This is a genomic window from Variovorax sp. RA8 (genome assembly GCF_901827175.1).
In the GTDB taxonomy this organism is placed as follows: domain Bacteria; phylum Pseudomonadota; class Gammaproteobacteria; order Burkholderiales; family Burkholderiaceae_C; genus Variovorax.
In genome coordinates, this window is the sequence record NZ_LR594662.1 from 91,484 (window position 1) to 108,521 (window position 17,038).

The following is a 17,038-nucleotide window of genomic DNA, read 5'->3' on the forward strand; positions in this document are numbered from 1 at the left end:
AATCGAATCGTGTTCCAACCAAGGAGCCATTCAATGCCCACGTCCAGGAAGAAGCCCGCCACCGAGGCGGCCGGCAAGGTCGCCGCCAAGTCGGCTGCTCGAAACACCGCCAGCGGCCCCGCAAGCACGAACAGCGCCGACGGCGATGCGCTCGCGGCCCGTGCCGCCGAGCTGAACGACATGGCCGCGGCCATGCCCTACAACCCGAACAAGATGCTCGATGTCGGGCGGGAGAGCGCGGTCGTGCCGCCCGAAGGCGCCACGACGAAGACGCCCTCCGCGCAGGCCGGCGCCAGCACGCTGAGCGAAGCCAACTTCTCGCCCAAGACCGGCGAGGGCGCCGCGCCCGGCGAGAACCGCACCGCCGGCTCGCTCGACCGCGTGCGCGTCGATTCCACCGGACAGGTGCTCACCACCAACCAGGGCGTGCCGATCGCCGACAACCAGAACTCGCTGAAGGCGGGTCTGCGCGGGCCAGCGCTGCTGGAAGACTTCATCCTGCGCGAGAAGATCACCAACTTCGACCACGAGCGCATTCCCGAGCGCATCGTGCATGCGCGCGGCTCGGGCGCGCACGGCTACTTCGAGGCCTACGAGGCGCTGACCGACCTCACCCGCGCCGCGCCATTCCAGGAGAAGGGCAAGATCACGCCGGTCTTCGTGCGCTTCTCCACCGTGGCCGGCGAGCGCGGCTCGGTAGACACGGCGCGCGACGTGCGCGGCTTCGCGGTGAAGTTCTACACCGACGAGGGCAACTGGGACCTGGTGGGCAACAACATCCCGGTCTTCTTCATCCAGGACGCGATGAAGTTCCCGGACCTGATCCACGCCGTGAAGCCCGAGCCGCACCATGCCATGCCGCAGGCGGCGAGCGCGCACGACACCTTCTACGACTTCATCTCCCTGTCGCCCGAGTCCACGCACATGATGCTGTGGGCCATGAGCGACCGCGCGATACCGCGCAGCTACCGCATGATGGAAGGCTTCGGCGTCCACAGCTTCCGGATGGTGAACGCGGCCGGCGAGAGCCGCTTCGTCAAGTTCCACTGGAAGCCGAAGCTCGGGACCCATTCGCTGGTGTGGGAAGAGGCGGCCAAGATCCAGGGCGCCGACGCCGACTACCACCGGCGCGACCTGTGGGAAGCCATCGAGGCCGGCGAGTACCCCGAGTGGGAGCTCGGCCTGCAGATCTTCACCGAGCAGGAGGCGGCCAACTGGAGCTTCGACATCCTCGACGCCACCAAGATCGTGCCCGAGGAACTGGTGCCGGTGCGCATCGTCGGCCGCCTGGTGCTCGATCGCAATCCCGACAACTTCTTCGCCGAGACCGAGCAGGTCGCCTTCTGCACCGCGCACGTGGTGCCGGGCATCGACTTCAGCAACGACCCGCTGCTGGCCGGGCGCATCCATTCGTACAAGGACACGCAGATCCTGCGCCTGGGCGGCGCCAACTTCCACGAAATCCCGATCAACTCGCCGGTCGTGCCGGTGCACAACAACCAGCGCGACGGCATCAAGCGCCAGGCCCTGCACCGCGGCCGCGTGGCTTACGAGCCCAACTCGCTGGCCGGCGGCTGCCCCTTCCAGGCAGGTGCCAAGGGCTTCGTCTCCTTCCCCGAGCCGATGCAGGGCGACAAGCTGCGCGGCAAGCCGGAGAAGTTCGCCGAGCACTACCAGCAGGCCACGCTGTTCTGGAACAGCCAGACGGAATGGGAGAAGGCGCACATCGTCGGCGGCTTCCGCTTCGAGCTCTCCAAGTGCACCGTGCCGGCGATCCGGGAGCGCATGGTCTCCAGCCTGGCCAACGTGGCACCGGAACTCGCCGCGCGCGTGGCCGAGGGGCTGGGCATCGCCGTGCCCCCGCCCATGCCGCGGGCCGCGGAGAATCCGCAGGCACCCGAGGTCGCGACCTCGCCCGCGCTGTCGCTCACGGCGCGGCCCGGCGACGGCGGCATCCGCACGCGCAAGATCGCGCTGCTGGCGGCCGATGGGGTGGACGGCGCTTCCCTCGAGGCGCTGCAGGCGGCCCTCGTCGAGGCGGGCGCGGTCGCGCGCATCGTTGCGCCTCGTATCGGGCCGGTGCGCACCGCCGAGGGCGGCACGCTGGACGCCGATGCCTCGCTGGAGAACACGCCTCCCGTGTTGTTCGACGCCGTCGTGCTGCCCGATGGGGCGGCCGGCGTCGAGCTGCTGGCCCGCGTCGGGCAGACGAGCGAATTCGTGGTCAACACCTACCGCCACTGCAAGACGCTGCTGGTGCTGGGTGCCTCGAAGACGCTGACGGACAAGCTGGGCATGCCCACCACGCTGCCCACGGGCGAGCCGGACCCGGGCATCCTCTTTGCCGGCGCGGGGGAGGACAGGGCAATGGACTTCATTGCCGCGGTGGCGCGCCACCGTCACCCCGAGCGCGACTCCGATCCGCCGCGCTTCTGAGACCGGTGCTGCGGCGGAACGCGGCGTCGTCGCTCAGGCCGCGCCGTGCGCCTGCAGCAGCGCCTCCCTGAAAGCCAGCGCCGCGCGCGAGGGCGCCGGCGAGCGCCGCATCACGCACACGAAGCTGCAGTCGTAGCGGAACATCGACTTGCGCACCGGCCGCATGCGCCCGCCCTCCTCGAAGATGCGTCCGTAGTGGTCGGGCAGGAAGCCCAGGAAGCGGCCCGAGAGGATCAACGTCGCGATCGCCTCCTGGTCCAGCCCGGTGGCTGCGCGCTTGAGCCCGGCGCGATGGCTGGCCTCCATGTTGGGCGAGTGGTAGCCCAGCCCCGCGAAGCGGTGCGCGCGCAGGCCCTTCCAGTCCAGCCCCGTGTTGCGGCCCTCGAACAGCGGATGGCCGGCGCCGCAGTACAGCAGCATGGTCTCGTCGAACAGCGGGTCGTAGGCCAGGCTCTCGGAGCTCCGGTGCGCCGGGATGATGCCCACGTGCAGGCTGCCGTCGATCAGCTGCCGCTCGATGGCGTTGATGGTGCCGATCTGGATCTGCAGCGCCACCTCCGGCGCGCGCTCGACGAAGCCGGCGATGGCTTCGCCGATGCGGGCCTTGGGGTTGGTGGCCGTCTTGTCGAAGAGCCCGATTTCCAGCCGCCCGCCCATGCGCTGGTGGATGTCGTCCACGCCGCTGCGGAAGGCGTCCACCGCGCTCAGCAGGCGCATCGTTTCCTCGTAGATGCGCTGGCCCTCCACCGTCAGCGCAAAGCCCGCGCGCCCGCGCCGGCACAGGGTGAGGCCCAGTCGCGTCTCCAGGTCCTTGATCTGCCGGCTGATGGTGGAGGTGCCGACATTCAGCTCCAGCTCGGCCGCCGCCATGCCGCCACAGTCGGCCACGGCCTTGAAGACCTTCAGCATGCGCAGGTCCGATTCGCCGAGCTGGCCGAGGCGGGGAGGTGTCGAAGGGGTGGAAGGGCCGGAAGAAGAGGGCGCTTTTACTTTCATGAATCGGCAAGTGAACGTGGATATTCCTGCATTGGACGAAGTATCCGGGCTCTCCAGAATCGGTGCCACCTCCAACCGCCGGCGCGCGCCCCGCGCCTCCTGCCATGACCCCCCTCGCCGCCGACACGCCCGCCCCCGCCTCCACGGTCCGCACCGACGCCGCCTGGCTGGACGCCCACTGGATGCCCTTCACCGCCAACCGCCAGTTCAAGGCCGACCCGCGGCTGATCGTCGAGGCCAAGGGCCTGTACTTCACCGACAGCGACGGCCGCAAGATCTTCGACGGGCTGTCGGGCCTCTGGTGCTGCGGCCTGGGCCACGGCCGGCCCGAGATCGTCGAGGCCGTGAGCCGGCAGATCGCCACGCTGGACTACTCGCCGGCCTTCCAGTTCGGCCACCCGCTGTCCTTCGAGCTCGCCAACCGGCTGCGCGAGCTCACGCCGAAGGGTTTGGACTACGTGTTCTTCACCGGCTCCGGCTCCGAGGCGGCCGACACCTCGCTCAAGATGGCGCGCGCCTACTGGCGCACCAAGGGCCTGGCGGGCAAGACCCGGCTGATCGGCCGCGAGAAGGGCTACCACGGCGTCAACTTCGGCGGCATCTCGGTCGGCGGCATCGCCGGCAACCGCAAGACCTTCGGCCAGGGCGTGGAGGCGGATCACCTGCCGCACACGCAGCTCGCCGCCAACGCCTTCTCGCGCGGGGAGCCCGAACAGGGCGCCGAGCTGGCCGACCGCCTGCTGGACCTGATCGCGCTGCACGACGCAAGCAACATCGCCGCCGTGATCGTCGAGCCCTTCGCCGGCTCGGCCGGCGTGGTCATACCGCCCAAGGGCTACCTGAAGCGGCTGCGCGAGATCTGCACCGCGCACAACATCCTGCTGATCTTCGACGAGGTCATCACCGGCTTCGGCCGCGCCGCCGCCATGACCGGCGCCGAGGCCTTCGGCGTCACGCCGGACATCATGAACGTCGCCAAGCAGGTGACCAACGGCACCCAGCCGCTGGGCGCCGTGATCGCCAGCAAGGAGATCTACGACACCTTCATGGCGGCCGGCGGGCCCGACTACATGCTGGAGTTCCCGCACGGCTACACCTACTCCGCCCACCCGGTGGCCTGCGCCGCCGGCATTGCCGCATTGAACGTGCTGGTGAAGGAAGACATGGTCGCCCGCGTGCAGGCGCTCGCGCCGCACTTCGAGGCCGCGGTGCACAGCCTCAAGGGCAGCAGGCATGTGGCCGACATCCGCAACTATGGCCTGGCCGCGGGCCTCACCCTGGCCGCGCTGCCCGGCGAGCCGGCGCGCCGGCCCTACGAGGTGGCGATGGCTTGCTGGAAGAAGGGCTTCTACGTGCGCTACGGCGGCGACACCATCCAGCTCGCCCCGCCCTTCGTGGCGGAGAAAGCGGACATCGAGCGCCTGGTCAGTGCGCTGTCTGACGCGCTGTCGGAGACAGCCTGACTCCCGCTATGGGGCAACAGGGGCTCGGCGGCCGTGCTGCATGCCCTCTTCCCACGCCGCCCTGATCTTCGCCAGGAACTCGGGGGCACGCCTGGCGCTGATCTCCAGCGTCATCGACGAGGATCTGCTCTGATCCTTGAGGGACCTTCACCTGACGCTCGCCGGCGTGGCGCAGTACCATGGCCGCGCCATGGCTTGCCCCTCGTGTGGATTCGACGTCGATCGCGAATTCGCCTTCTGCCCGAAGTGCGGGACCCGGCTCGCCACCGCCGCCCCCCCGCCCCCGGCGCCCGACTCCGACCGCCGCATGGTCACCGTGATGTTCGCGGACCTGTCGGGCTTCACCGAGCTGGCCGAGACGATGGACGCCGAGGACCTGCGCTCCCTGCAGACCGAGCTCTTCGACCAGATGGCCTCCACCATCCGCCGTTTCGACGGTTTCGTCGAGAAATTCGTCGGCGATGCGGTGATGGCCGTGTTCGGCGCCCCGGTCGCGCACGAGGAAGACCCCGAGCGCGCCTTGCGCGCCGCCCTGCTGCTGCACCGGAGGGCCGCTGCGCTCGGCGAGCGCTGGCGGGCGCGCACCGGCCGGCCGCTGGCCCTGCACATCGGCGTCCACACCGGCCCGGTGGTCGCGGGCCACCTGGGCTCGGAGGGCGATGCCGCCTATGCGGTCACGGGCGACACGGTGAATGCGGCCTCGCGCCTCCAGGGCGCCGCCGGCCCGGGCGAGACCGTGGTCAGCCACGTGACCTGGCAGCTCACCCAGCATGCCTTCGGCTTCGAGCCCCTGGGCGAGCTGGCGCTCAAGGGCTTCGCGCAGCCGATGGCCGCCTACCGGCTCGAGGCCGCGCTGCATGCCCCGCAGCCGACGCGCGGCCTGCAGGCGCACGGGCTCGCCAGCGAGCTGGTCGGCCGGGAATCGGAAATGAAGGCGCTGCTGCACGCCTTCGAGCAGATGCGCGCCGGGCAGGGGCGGCTGGTGCGCATCGTGGCCGAAGCAGGCAGCGGCAAGACCCGGCTGCTCTCGGAGTTCCTGGAGCGCCTTCGAACACAAGGGAGCCTGGAGAACGTGGCCTTGCGCTCCGCGGCCTGTTCCCCACTGGGCGAACGTGCCTACAGCGTGCCGGCGGCCCTGCTGCGCGATGCCTGGGGCCTGGACACGCGCGACCTGGACGCCACGGCGCGGCAGAAGATCGCCGCGGCGCTCGCCGCCCTGGGCCTGCCCGAAGCCGAGATGGAGGCCCTCGCGGCCTGCCTGGGCCATGTGCTGGGCCTGGAAAGCGAGGACATGCACACCCGCTACCTGGATCCGGAGCAGCTCAAGCAGCAGATCTTCTTCGCCGTCCACGCCGTGCTCGATCGCCGGCTCCAGCAGACCCCCGTGATCATGATCGCGGAAGACCTGCACTGGACCGATGCCGGCTCCCTGGAGCTGCTGCGCTTCCTGCTGGAGCGCATGCGCGACCGCCCCTTCATGCTGCTGGTGACGCAGCGCCCGGCGCCCGCCCTGGAGGCCTGGGCCGCCGGCGCGACGGCGCAGACCATGCTGCGCCTCGACCCGCTGTCGGCGCGCCACAGCGACGCCATGCTCGATTCGCTGTTCGGGCCGCGCACCCTGCCGGGCGCCCTGCGGCAGCGCATCGTCGAGCATGCGGGCGGCAACCCGCTCTTCATCGAGGAGATGGCGCGTGCGCTCATCGCCGATGGGCTGCTCACGCGCCGGCAGGCGCGATGGGTCTACAGCCCCGGCACCGCCGCGGTCCAGGTGCCGCAGACCATCAACGGGCTGCTGCTCGGCCGCATCGACCGGCTGGCCGCGCCCGTGCGCGGCGTGCTGCGCGAGGCCGCGGTGATCGGCCCCGAGTTCGACGAGGCCCTGCTGCGCAGCGTGGCGAGTGCGCCGGAGTCCGTGCCCCAGGCGCTGGACGCCCTGGTCGAGGCCGGCCTGCTCGCGTCGCTCCCGGCCGAAGACGGCCGGGAGTTCCGCTTCCGCCAGGGCCTGGTCCAGGAAGTCGCCTACCAGAGCCTGCTGCTGCGCCGCCGCAGCGAGCTGCACACCCGCATCGCCGAGGCATTGGAGCGGCAGTGCGGCGGGGTGCCCCGGCGGCTGGAAGAGCTGCAGGCCCTGGCCCACCATTTCCGCCTGGGGGCCGACAAGGCGCGCGGCGCGCGCTACCTGGTCTCCGCAGGCGACTGGGCGCGCGGCACCTACGCCAACGCCGACGCGATCCGCGACTACACGCTCGCCCTGGAGACCTCGGCCGCCGGCGAGGGCGCAGACGACCAGCACCTGGCCGTGCGCGAGCGCCTGGCCGACGTGCTGGCGTCCGCCGGCCAGATCGCCGAGGCCACCCAGCACCTGGCGGCCGCGCGCGAAGGCCGGGCGCAGCGCGGCGACCGCATGGCCGAGGCCCGCCTGCTGGGCAAGATCGCCTCCCTGCGCTGGGAGGCCGGCGAGCGCGCCGAGGCCCGGCAATGCCTGGTCACCGGGCTCGCGCTCGTCGACGGCGAGGCGCCGCACATCGAGCGGGCCTGGCTCTACCAGCGCATGGGCGAGCTGCTCTTTCGCAACGCCGACAACCACGGCGCCCTCGAATGGACCCAGCGCGCGCTCGCCCACCTGGAGACGCTCGAGGCGGGCCGGACCATGGACGAGGACGAGCGCCGCAACGCGCGCACCACCGCCGCGCTCGCCCTCAACACCCAGGGCGTGGCCCTGGCGCGGCTCGACCGGCTCGACGAGGCCGTCACCCGGCTCGAGCAGAGCGTGGCGGTCGCGAGCGAGGCCGACCTCCCGCAGGCCGAATGCCGGGCGCTGTGCAACCTGGGCGTGCTCTACAGCTCCAGCCACCCGCAGCGCGCCATCGAGGCCTGCGAGCGCGGCCTCGAAACCGCCCGGCGCATCGGCGACCTGGGCCTGCAGTCGCGCCTCTCGGCCAACCTCGCCGTCGCCTACTGCACGCTGACCAGCCGCTGCGACGAGCGCGGCGTCGGCGCTGCCCATGCCGCCATCGAGATCGACCGCAGCACCGGCCAGCTCGACCACCTGGCCGTGTCCCTGGTCGTGCTGGCCCAGATCTACCAGTGCCACGGCGAATCGGCCCGCGCGCTGCGCCATTACCAGGAGGCCCTGGCGCTGGCCGAGAAGAGCGCGGAACCCCAGTTACTCTTTCCTTGCTACGAAGGGCTTGCAACCCTGTACCTCGATGCCGATGATGGTGTGCAGGCCGAGCGCTATATGGCGCTCGCCCGGGACATCTGCGATCGCGCCGGGCTCGATCCCGACGCGCTCGTCGTGCTTCCGTTCCTTTGCTGATCCCGCTCGCGGGAAGGAGTCCTTGACATGGCCTCGACGATGCATCCCGTGGCGCCCGGCGAACTGGCGCCGAACTTTGCCCTCCCGGCGGTCGCCGGCTCCGGCATCATCTCGCTCGACGACTACCGCGGCCGCAGCCCGCTCTTCCTTTCGTTGATGCTCGGCCTGTGGTGCCCCTTCTGCCGGCGGCAGCTGGCGCAGCTCGGCACCTTCGAGGACCGGCTCAAGGGCATGGGCGTCGAGAGCCTGGCGGTGGTTGCCACGGCGCCGGAGAACGCGCGGCTGTACTTCAGGTTCAGGCCCACCAAAGTGCCCCTGGCCGCCGACCCCGAGCTCTCCACCCATCGCGCCTACGGGCTGCCGAAGCCGGAGCCCACGCCGGCCCTGATCGAGGCCTTGGATACGGTGCGCGTCAATCCCTTCGGCGACCTGCCCGAGCCGCTGCCGATTTCGCAGGCGGGCAAGGTGCTGCAGGAGATGGACGGCTACCAGTACACGCCGGCCGACCAGGTCGATGTCGAGAAGCAGTGGCCGCAGCTGAAGGGGCTGTTCATGATCGACCGCACGGGGCTTGTGCGATGGGCCTACGTCGAGTGCGCGACGGAGGGGCTGGCGGGGCTCGGGAAGATGCCGTCGGAGGATGAGATCGTCGGGGCGGCGCGCGAGTGCTCGGTTTGAATCAGAAGGCGTGCCTGATGCCGAAGTCGTAGCCGTAGGAACGGCGAGGCTCCATGCCGCCGGTGCTGACGTAGGCGGGCTGGGGCAGGATGGCAGGGAGACTCAGCACCAGCGGGGTGACGCCCATCACCGCCGGGTTGTTGTGGCCGTTGCGCACGCGGATGCGCGCCACCGACGCATACAGCGCCGTGCGCTTGGACAGGTTGTGCACGTAGCCGAGTGCCAGCTTGTTGACCGAGGCGTCGCTGTTCGGCAGGCCGTTGCCGTTCTCGAAATTCACCCGCGCAAACGATGCGCGAATGACGCCCGGCCCCACCGGCACGTTGACGCCGGCAACGAGGCCGTCGTAGCGGTCCGTCAGCCGGATGGGGAGGGCCGCGGTGCCATCGCGCACATCGCGCACGCGCGACCACTCGCCGAGGACCTTCACCATTCCGAAATCGTAGGAGCCGCCGATGTTCAGGCTCTTGATCTTCTCGCCACCGGGCAGGATGCTGACCAAGGTGCTTTCGCCATAGCCCAGTGCCACGTCGGCCTTGCCGTCGGTCCAGCCCAGGCGGCCGCCCACATAGCGCCCGCGCTCGGACGTACCGGTCAGCGAAGTGCTGACCTTGGCGTTCTCGTGGAACGCGTACTGCACCTGCCCGTAGACACCCGCCAGCCCCGACGGCAGGAAGTAGCTGACGGCGTTGCTGGTGCGCAGATAGCTGTCGGTTCCGGCCGAGAGCCCCCCATTCAGGAGCCCGCCGGTGGCCAGCGCCCGCGAAGCCGCCAGGTTGCTGTTGACCACCGCGACCAGATTGGTGCCGACGCCGTTGACGCCGAAGGGATCGAACACCGCGTCGTTCCAGAACGAGGCCGTGTAGTCGCGGCCCAGTCGAACTTCGCCGAAGGGGCCGGACAGGCTCACCGTGGAGCGGCGGCCGAAGTTCGCGATGCCGGAGGCGCCCGAGTCGTTGGCCACCGGCGCTTCCAGCCAGAAGCTGGCCGCCAGCCCGCCGCCCAGGTCCTCGGTCCCTCGAAACCCGATCCTGCTGGAGTTGTAGCCCGAGCTCGACAACACGGTCTGGCTTTGCGTCACCTCCCGCGGCAGCGTCGCGCCCCAGGAACGGCTCTTGACGCTGTAGTGGCTGATACCGGCATCCACGACGCCGAACAGGGTGAGCGACGATTGCGCCGAGGCAGTCCCCGCGGCGGCGAGCGCGCACAGCGGCAGCACGAGTTTCTTCATGGTTTGTGTCTCCTTGTGTTGATGGTTGTTGCGCGCTTCAAGCCGAAGCCAGCAAGTGGTCGCGCCAGGCGTCGCGCAGCAGGTTCTTCTGCACCTTGCCGGTTCCGCCCAGGGGGATGCTGTCGACGAACACGACGTCGTCCGGTGTCCACCACCGGGCGATCTTCCCTTCGTAGAAGCCGAGCAGTTCGTCGCGCGACAGGTCGTGGCCGGGCTTCTTCACCACGATCAGCAGCGGACGCTCGTCCCACTTCGGGTGGCGCGCGGCAATGCAGGCGGCGGCTGCCACCGCGGGGTGCGCCACGGCGATGTTCTCCAGGTCGATGGAGCCGATCCACTCGCCGCCCGACTTGATCACGTCCTTGCTGCGGTCGGTGATCTGCATGAAGCCCTCGGCGTCGATGGTCGACACATCGCCGGTAGGGAACCACCCGCCCACCACCGGGCCGGCACCTTCGCCGCGGTAGTAGCCCGAGGCGATCCAGGGGCCGCGCACCATCAGTTCGCCCGCGGCCCGGCCATCGTGCGGCAGGCGCTCGCCGTCGGCATCGACGATCTTCATCTCCACGCCGAACACCGCGCGGCCCTGCTTGGCCTGGATGGCCAGGCGCTGCGACGCATCGAGCCGCAGCTGCCGCGGATGCAGCTTGCACACCGACCCCAGAGGGCTCGTTTCCGTCATCCCCCAGGCGTGCACCACCTGCACACCATGGCGCTCCTGGAAGGACTGGACCATGGCCGGCGGGCAGGCCGAACCGCCGATCACGGTGCGGCGCATGGTGCTGAACTTCAGCCCGTTGGCTTCCACATGCGCAAGCAGTCCCTGCCACACGGTCGGCACGCCGGCAGACACGGTGACGCCTTCGGCTTCGAACAGCGCGTGCAGCGACGCGCCGTCGAGCCGCGGTCCGGGGAACACCAGCTTGGCGCCCACCATGCAGGCGATGTACGGAATGCCCCAGGCGTTCACGTGGAACATGGGCACCACGGGCAGCACGGTATCGCTGCCGGAGTAGCACAGCGCATCCGGCAGCGCCGCGGCGTAGGCGTGGAGCACCGTGGAGCGGTGGCTGTACAGCACGCCCTTGGGGTTGCCGGTGGTGCCGGACGTGTAGCACAGCGACGAGGCACAGCGCTCGTCGAACTCGGGCCACTCGAATGCGGGCGACTGGGCTTCGAGCAGGTCCTCGTAGCACAGCAGGTTCGGGACCGTCGTGGAGGCGGGCATGTGCGCACGGTCGGTCATCGCGACGAAAGTCTTGATGGTGGCCACGCGCGGCGCGATGGCTTCCACCAGCGGGAGGAAGCTGAGGTCGAAGAACAGGATCTGGTCTTCCGCATGATCGGCGATCCAGGCCACCTGGTCGGCATGCAGGCGTGGGTTGACCGTATGCAGCACGGCGCCCGAGCCTGACACGGCGTAGTACAGCTCCATGTGGCGGTGCCCGTTCCAGGCCAGCGTGGCCACCCGCTCGCCATGCCCGATGCCATGCGCGGCCAGCGCGTTGGCCAGCCGGCGCGCGCGCTGGCCGAGCTCGCGGTAGGTCATGCGGTTCAGGTCGCCCTCGACGCGGCGCGACACGATCTCCTGGTCGCCGTGCTGGCTCTCTGCATGCGTGAGCAGGCTGGAGATCAGCAATGGCCTGTCCATCATCAAACCGTTCATGGGAAATGCTTTCAGGTTGAAGGAGGGTCAGGGCACCAGGACGGTGGACCCGGTGGTCTTGCGCGACTCCAGCGCGCGGTGGGCTTCTGCCGCGTCCGCGAGCTGGAACACCTGATGGGGCTCGCTGACGATGCGCCCGGCCAGCACGTGGCCGAACAGCTCCCGGGCCATCTCCAGCATGTGCGCGCGCGGCTGGATGTAATGCACCATCGCCGGCCGCGTGACCCAGAGGGAGCCCTTGGCGGCCAGCATCTGCGAGTCGATCACCACCGGCCCCGACGAAGTGCCGTTGCTCACCAGCGAGCCCCGGGGCTGCAGGCAATCCAGCGACGCCTCCAGCGTGTCCTTGCCCACCGAGTCGTAGACGACCGGCACGCCCTTGCCGCCGGTGATCTCCTTGACCCGCTGCACGATGTTCTCGCGCGAGGTCACGATGGTGTGGGCGCAGCCGTTGGCCTTGGCGAGCTCGGCCTTCTCGTCGGTGCTGACCGTGCCGATCATGGTCACGCCCATGGCGCGCGCCCATTGGCAGGCGATCAGGCCCACGCCGCCGGCCGCCGCGTGATAGAGGATGGTCTCCCCGCCCTGGAGCGGAAACACCTGGCGCAGCAGGTACTGCGCCGTCATGCCCTTCATCATCAAGGTGGCGGCCGTGCGGTCCGATATGCCGTCGGGCAAAGGGATCAGCACGTTTGCCGGCATCACGCGCGCCTGCGAGTACGCGCCCTGCGGTCCGATGAGATAGCCCACGCGGTCACCGACCTGGATGTCCTCCACGCCGGGCCCCACGGCTTCGACCACGCCCACCGCATCGGAGCCCAGGCCGTTGGGCAGTGCGAGCGGATAGCGCCCGGTCCGGAAATAGATGTCGATGAAGTTCAGCGCAACGTAGCTGTGGCGCACGCGAGCCTGGCCGGGACCGGGATCGCCCACCTCGACGTCTTCCAGCTTCAATACCTCGGGCGCGCCGGTCTCGTAAAAGCGGATGGCCTTGACCATGTCTCGTCTCCTCTTTCTCTGTCTTTGCGGTCGGCGCTCAGTTGAGCTTGATGTCGAAGGTCTTGACGATCTCGGCGTTGCGGTCGTATTCCTCCCGCAGTTCGCTCTGTGCCTGCGCCAGCGAACGATCCGGCATCGGCTCGAAGCCGGCGCCCACCAGGCGCTCGCGCACCGATGCGTTCGCCGCGACCTTCTGCAGCGTCGCGTGAACCTTCTCGGCCAGCGGCGCCGGCATCTGCGACGAGGCGATCACGCCGGTCCAGTTGCTGAAGTTGAGCCCCGGGTAGCCGAGCTCGGCCAACGTGGGCGTGTTGGGAAACTCCGGCAGCCGGGTCTTGGTCGCGACCGCCAGCAGCCGCACCTTGCCGCCGGCGATCAGGTTCTTGGAGGTGACGGCCCCGTCGAACATGAGCGGAACCTGGCCGCCCATCAACTGCGCCAGCGCCGGCGCCGACCCCGGATAGGGCACGTGCTGCATGTCCAGGCCCGCCGCCTTGTTCAGGATGGCGCCGGCATACTGCGATGCCGTTCCCGCGCTGTAGGAGGCATAGGACACCTGGCCCGGGTGCGCCTTCACGTAGGCGATGGCCTCCTTCGCGTCCTTGGCAGGGAACTGCGGCGAAGAGATGAAGAGCATCGATGAACGCGCCATCAGCGAGAGGGGCCTGACGTCCTTGAGCGGATCGAAGCCGCCCTTGAGCACGTGCGGCACCTCGGTGAGCACGTTGCTGGCCGTCACCATCAGCGTCTGGCCGTCGGCCGGCTGCGAGAGCAGGTACTTGACGGCGATGGAACCGCCCGCGCCGGGCTTGTTCTCGACCACCACCGGCTGGCCGATGTCGCGCGAGAGCTGGTCGCTCACGATGCGCGCCATCACGTCGATGGTGCCTCCCGGCGGCGCCGGAACGATCATCTTGATCGGCTTGTCGCCAAAAGCAGATGCCGAAGCCGGGGCCAGCCCCGTGGCGGCGAGCGCGGCACACACGGCGAGATTGAAAATGCGCTTCATGGGTGTTCCTGTGCCGCGTTCAGGCGGCCTTGCGCAGGAAGCCTTGCTGGCCGCCATTGCGATTGGGTGCGAAGCCGTTGGCCAGCAGCGTCTCTTCGACCGTGTCGTAGAACACGCCGATCTTGCAGATCTCGCGCGCCTGCTGCGCGGTCGCGATCGGCCGGCCGAATTCGCCGGCGATGCGCACCAGCTGCTCGATCTGCGCCACCGTGCCGATCTTTGCGGTGCGCGTCTGGTTCCAGAGGTTGTCCTCGGTGCCGCAGCGCACGTGCAGCCCCAGGGCGATGCCCATCATGTTGATCGGCAGCACATTCAGCACCGAACTCTCCACCGTCAACATCGCGCCATCGGGCACCGCACGCACGAAGTTGGCGAGGTTGTAGATGTTCGGCGCGTCCATCCCGCCGCCGATCGCGACCCAGTTCAACGCCAGCGGACCCTTGTAGATACCGCGGCGCATCAGGCGCTCCACCGACTCGAAGCTGTTGATGTTGTAGCACTGGAACGCGCTCTGGATGCCCGCGGCGGACAGGCGGCGGATGTGCTCCTCGGCCCAGCCGGGCTGGGCCGGCACCGTCATCTCCTTGTAGGCATTGAAGACCGCCGGGTCTTCCATCGAGGTGCCCTGGATGTCCCGCGCGTCGAACTGCTCCAGGATGTTCATCTGCGAGGTGTTGATCGTCACCGTCACCTGGTCGGGCTTGGGCTCCAGCTCCGCCAGCATGTGGCGCGTGTCGTCGCTCAGCCACTTGGCGGCCGCGCCATCGGTCTCGGGCGCAAAGCTGATCGAGCCGCCCACCTGGATGATCATCTCCGGCACACGCTCGCGCACCCCGGCGATCAACTCGTTGAACTTGGAAAGCCGCTTCGAGCCCTTGCCGTCCAGTTCGCGCACATGCAGGTGCAGCACCGTGGCGCCGGCCTCGTAGCAGTCCACCGCCTTCTGGATCTGCTCTTCCATCGTCACGGCGATCTCGCCGGGAAAATCCGAGGGCACCCACGACGGCGCGTAGGGCGCGGCCGTGATGACCAAGGGCTGCTGGTTCTCGGGGAACAGGTGACCGTCGAGGAAGTTCATTGAAGGCTCCGGGGAATGTCGAGGGGTGTCGAGGGGAATAGGGGCGCAGTCAGGACGTCGGCGTGCCGATGATTCCTGCGCGTTCCATCTTTCGATGGCAGGGTGGGTAGTCCATCACCGCGTAGTGCTGCGTGGCCCGGTTGTCCCAGATCGCCACGCTGTTGGGCTGCCAGCGCCAGCGCACCTGGTATTCGGGAATCGCCGCCTGGCTGATCAGGTACTGCAGCAGGGCCGATGAGCCTTGCACGAAGTCCTGCCCGTAGCGCACGTTGGCCGGCGTGTGGAAGTTGGTGAAGTGCGTGGTGAAGCTGTTGACGAACAGCACCTTCTCGCCCGTTTCGGGGTGCGTGCGAACCACGGGATGCTCGGCGTCCGGGAACTGCGCCTTGAGCATCAGCCGCTTCTCGGCCGGCATGGCAGCGCCGAAGGTCGCCTCGATGCTGTGGCGCGCCCGCAGCGGGGCGATCAGCGTCTTGATGTGCTCGGGCAGCCTTTCGTAGGCCAGCGCCATGTTGGCCCACATCGTGTCGCCCCCCACCGGCGGGCACTCGATGCAGCGCAGCACGCAGCCCATCGGCGGCACTTCGCGCCAGGTCGCGTCCGTGTGCCAGCTGTTCTCGTAGCGGTCGTTGGGCGCATCGGGCGTCTTGTAGATGCGCACCAGCCCGGGGTATTCCGGATCGCTGCCGGCGACCGGATGGTCTTCCAGTTCGCCAAAGCGGCGGGCGAAGGCCACGTGGTCCTCGCGACTGAACACCTGGTCGCGCAGGAACAGCACCTTGTGCCGCAACAGCGCCGCCTTGATCTCCGAAAACAACGCGTCGCCGTGAATCGCGTCGGCAAGGTTCACGCCATGGAGCTGTGCTCCGATGGCGCACGTCAGCGCTTCGATCTGCATGTCTTGTCTCCTTCTTTGCCCTGAACCTCGAGGGCTCGGGCAGTGATCGAACTGTAGGAGTCGCACCATGCCGGCGCTTTGCACTTCATGCCATTCGCTTGACATTTGATGCCAGAATCAACGCACCACTGAAAGGCTCCGCCATGGCCGCCCTGGTGCGCGCAGCCGCGCTGACGAACTTTTCCGAAGTTGCACAGGAGCTCGGGCTCGACCCCGGCGCAGCGCTGCGCCGGGCAGGGCTGCGCACCACGCTCATTCGCCAGCCCGACCAGCTGGTCGAAGCCGATCGGGTTGCACGCCTCTTCGAGGAGGCCGCCCGCAGGACGGGGTGCGAGTCCTTCGGCCTGCGCATGGCGGCGCGGCGCCAGCTGTCGAACTTCGGCGTGGTCAGCCTGCTGCTCATGCACCAACCCACCCTGCGCCAGGTGCTGCTCACGCTCATCGAGCACCTGCATCTGCTCAACGAGAGACTGGCCATCGAGGTCGAGGACGTCGGCAACATGGTCGTCCTGCGCGAGGAGCTGGCGCTTTCGGTGGCTGCCCCTCAGTCGATCGAATTGGCGATCGGCGTTCTCTACCGCATGGGCGAGGTCCTTCTCCAGGAGCGCTGGCGTCCCACGAGCGTGAGCTTCACGCACGCAGCGCCTGCGGACCCGGCATTTCATCGCCGCTTCTTCAAATGCCGCATCGATTTCAATGGCGCCTTCAACGGGCTCGTGTGCCGCGCCGCCGATCTGGACGTGCCCAACCCGGCCGCCGACCCGGTGCTCGCCGAGTACGCGAGGAAGATGATTGCGGACCTCCCGGATGACCGGCAGCGCTCCATGGACGAGGAGGTTCGCAAGGCGATCTACCTGATGCTGCCGACGGGCCGTGCGACCTGCAAATCCGTCGCGGCAGGCTTGGGCATCAGCATGCGCACCTTGCAACGGGAGCTCGATGGACGCGAAGTCACCTTCAAGGCGCTGATCAATGAAGTGAGGCAGGAGCTCGCGCGCCGCTACGTTGCCAATACCCACCACAGCCTTGGCGAGGTGGCGGCGATGCTGGGCTACACCACGCACAGCGCATTCACCCGGTGGTTCGGCACCCAGTTCGGCTGCTCTCCGGAGGCGTGGCGCAGCCGTTCGGCGTCATCGACCCGTCCTGCCAGCACCAGGCGGAGCCCGCGTGCGAGGGAAGGCGCCGTCTAGCGCCGGAGCACGTTTATCGCCCAACGCCAGTACTTTGCACATATCGCCTTTGAGCAATAAGGTGCAATTAGT

At 68.9% G+C, this 17,038-nt stretch carries 12 protein-coding genes; 5 read left to right on the forward strand and 7 right to left on the reverse strand.

From position 1 onward, the window contains the following. Positions 1 to 33: 33 nt before the first annotated feature. Entirely contained in the window at positions 34 to 2,436 is a 2,403-nt protein-coding gene (locus E5P3_RS00445) for a catalase (RefSeq protein ID WP_162584188.1), read from the forward strand. 33 nt (positions 2,437 to 2,469) lie between these two features. Here E5P3_RS00445 and E5P3_RS00450 read toward each other — a convergent pair whose 3' ends face one another. Beyond that, positions 2,470 to 3,432: a LysR family transcriptional regulator gene (locus E5P3_RS00450; protein WP_162584189.1), complete on the reverse strand. Its 963-nt coding sequence runs from the start codon at positions 3,430 to 3,432 to the stop codon at positions 2,470 to 2,472. A gap of 104 nt (positions 3,433 to 3,536) precedes the next feature. Between E5P3_RS00450 and E5P3_RS00455 the strand changes: the two genes are divergently transcribed. The 3 genes from E5P3_RS00455 (at position 3,537) to E5P3_RS00465 (ending at position 8,892) form a co-directional block, all read left to right on the forward strand. Further along, on the forward strand, positions 3,537 to 4,895 hold the full coding sequence (locus E5P3_RS00455; RefSeq protein WP_162584190.1) for an aspartate aminotransferase family protein: 1,359 nt from the start codon (positions 3,537 to 3,539) through the stop codon (positions 4,893 to 4,895). 136 nt (positions 4,896 to 5,031) lie between these two features. Continuing rightward, complete coding sequence (locus E5P3_RS00460; RefSeq protein ID WP_162584191.1) at positions 5,032 to 8,214, forward strand: adenylate/guanylate cyclase domain-containing protein; 3,183 nt, start codon at positions 5,032 to 5,034, stop codon at positions 8,212 to 8,214. A gap of 27 nt (positions 8,215 to 8,241) precedes the next feature. Then, positions 8,242 to 8,892 (forward strand): redoxin domain-containing protein, encoded by a 651-nt coding sequence (locus E5P3_RS00465; protein WP_162584192.1) that lies wholly within the window; start codon positions 8,242 to 8,244, stop codon positions 8,890 to 8,892. Between the two features lies 1 nt (position 8,893). On the opposite strand, the gene E5P3_RS00470 is transcribed toward E5P3_RS00465, so the two are convergent. Genes E5P3_RS00470 through E5P3_RS00495 form a run of 6 tightly spaced genes read right to left on the reverse strand, consistent with a single transcriptional unit; the run spans position 8,894 to position 15,773 of the window. After that, a complete protein-coding gene (locus tag E5P3_RS00470; protein ID WP_162584193.1) occupies positions 8,894 to 10,123 on the reverse strand; it encodes a porin in 1,230 nt (409 codons plus the stop codon). 37 nt (positions 10,124 to 10,160) lie between these two features. Then, a complete protein-coding gene (locus tag E5P3_RS00475) occupies positions 10,161 to 11,789 on the reverse strand; it encodes a 3-(methylthio)propionyl-CoA ligase (protein WP_162584194.1) in 1,629 nt (542 codons plus the stop codon). 27 nt (positions 11,790 to 11,816) lie between these two features. Next, positions 11,817 to 12,788: a quinone oxidoreductase family protein gene (locus tag E5P3_RS00480; protein ID WP_162584195.1), complete on the reverse strand. Its 972-nt coding sequence runs from the start codon at positions 12,786 to 12,788 to the stop codon at positions 11,817 to 11,819. 37 nt (positions 12,789 to 12,825) lie between these two features. Continuing rightward, the gene (locus E5P3_RS00485) at positions 12,826 to 13,797 is read right to left on the reverse strand and encodes a Bug family tripartite tricarboxylate transporter substrate binding protein (protein WP_162584196.1); all 972 of its coding nucleotides are present in this window, start codon (positions 13,795 to 13,797) and stop codon (positions 12,826 to 12,828) included. A 19-nt stretch (positions 13,798 to 13,816) separates the two neighbouring features. Continuing rightward, the gene (locus tag E5P3_RS00490; RefSeq protein ID WP_162584197.1) at positions 13,817 to 14,875 is read right to left on the reverse strand and encodes a 3-keto-5-aminohexanoate cleavage protein; all 1,059 of its coding nucleotides are present in this window, start codon (positions 14,873 to 14,875) and stop codon (positions 13,817 to 13,819) included. A gap of 49 nt (positions 14,876 to 14,924) precedes the next feature. Then, complete coding sequence (locus E5P3_RS00495) at positions 14,925 to 15,773, reverse strand: TauD/TfdA dioxygenase family protein (protein ID WP_162584198.1); 849 nt, start codon at positions 15,771 to 15,773, stop codon at positions 14,925 to 14,927. 143 nt (positions 15,774 to 15,916) lie between these two features. Here E5P3_RS00495 and E5P3_RS00500 point away from each other — a divergent pair, with 143 nt between their 5' ends. After that, on the forward strand, positions 15,917 to 16,966 hold the full coding sequence (locus tag E5P3_RS00500) for an AraC family transcriptional regulator (RefSeq protein WP_162584199.1): 1,050 nt from the start codon (positions 15,917 to 15,919) through the stop codon (positions 16,964 to 16,966). Positions 16,967 to 17,038 lie beyond the last annotated feature (72 nt).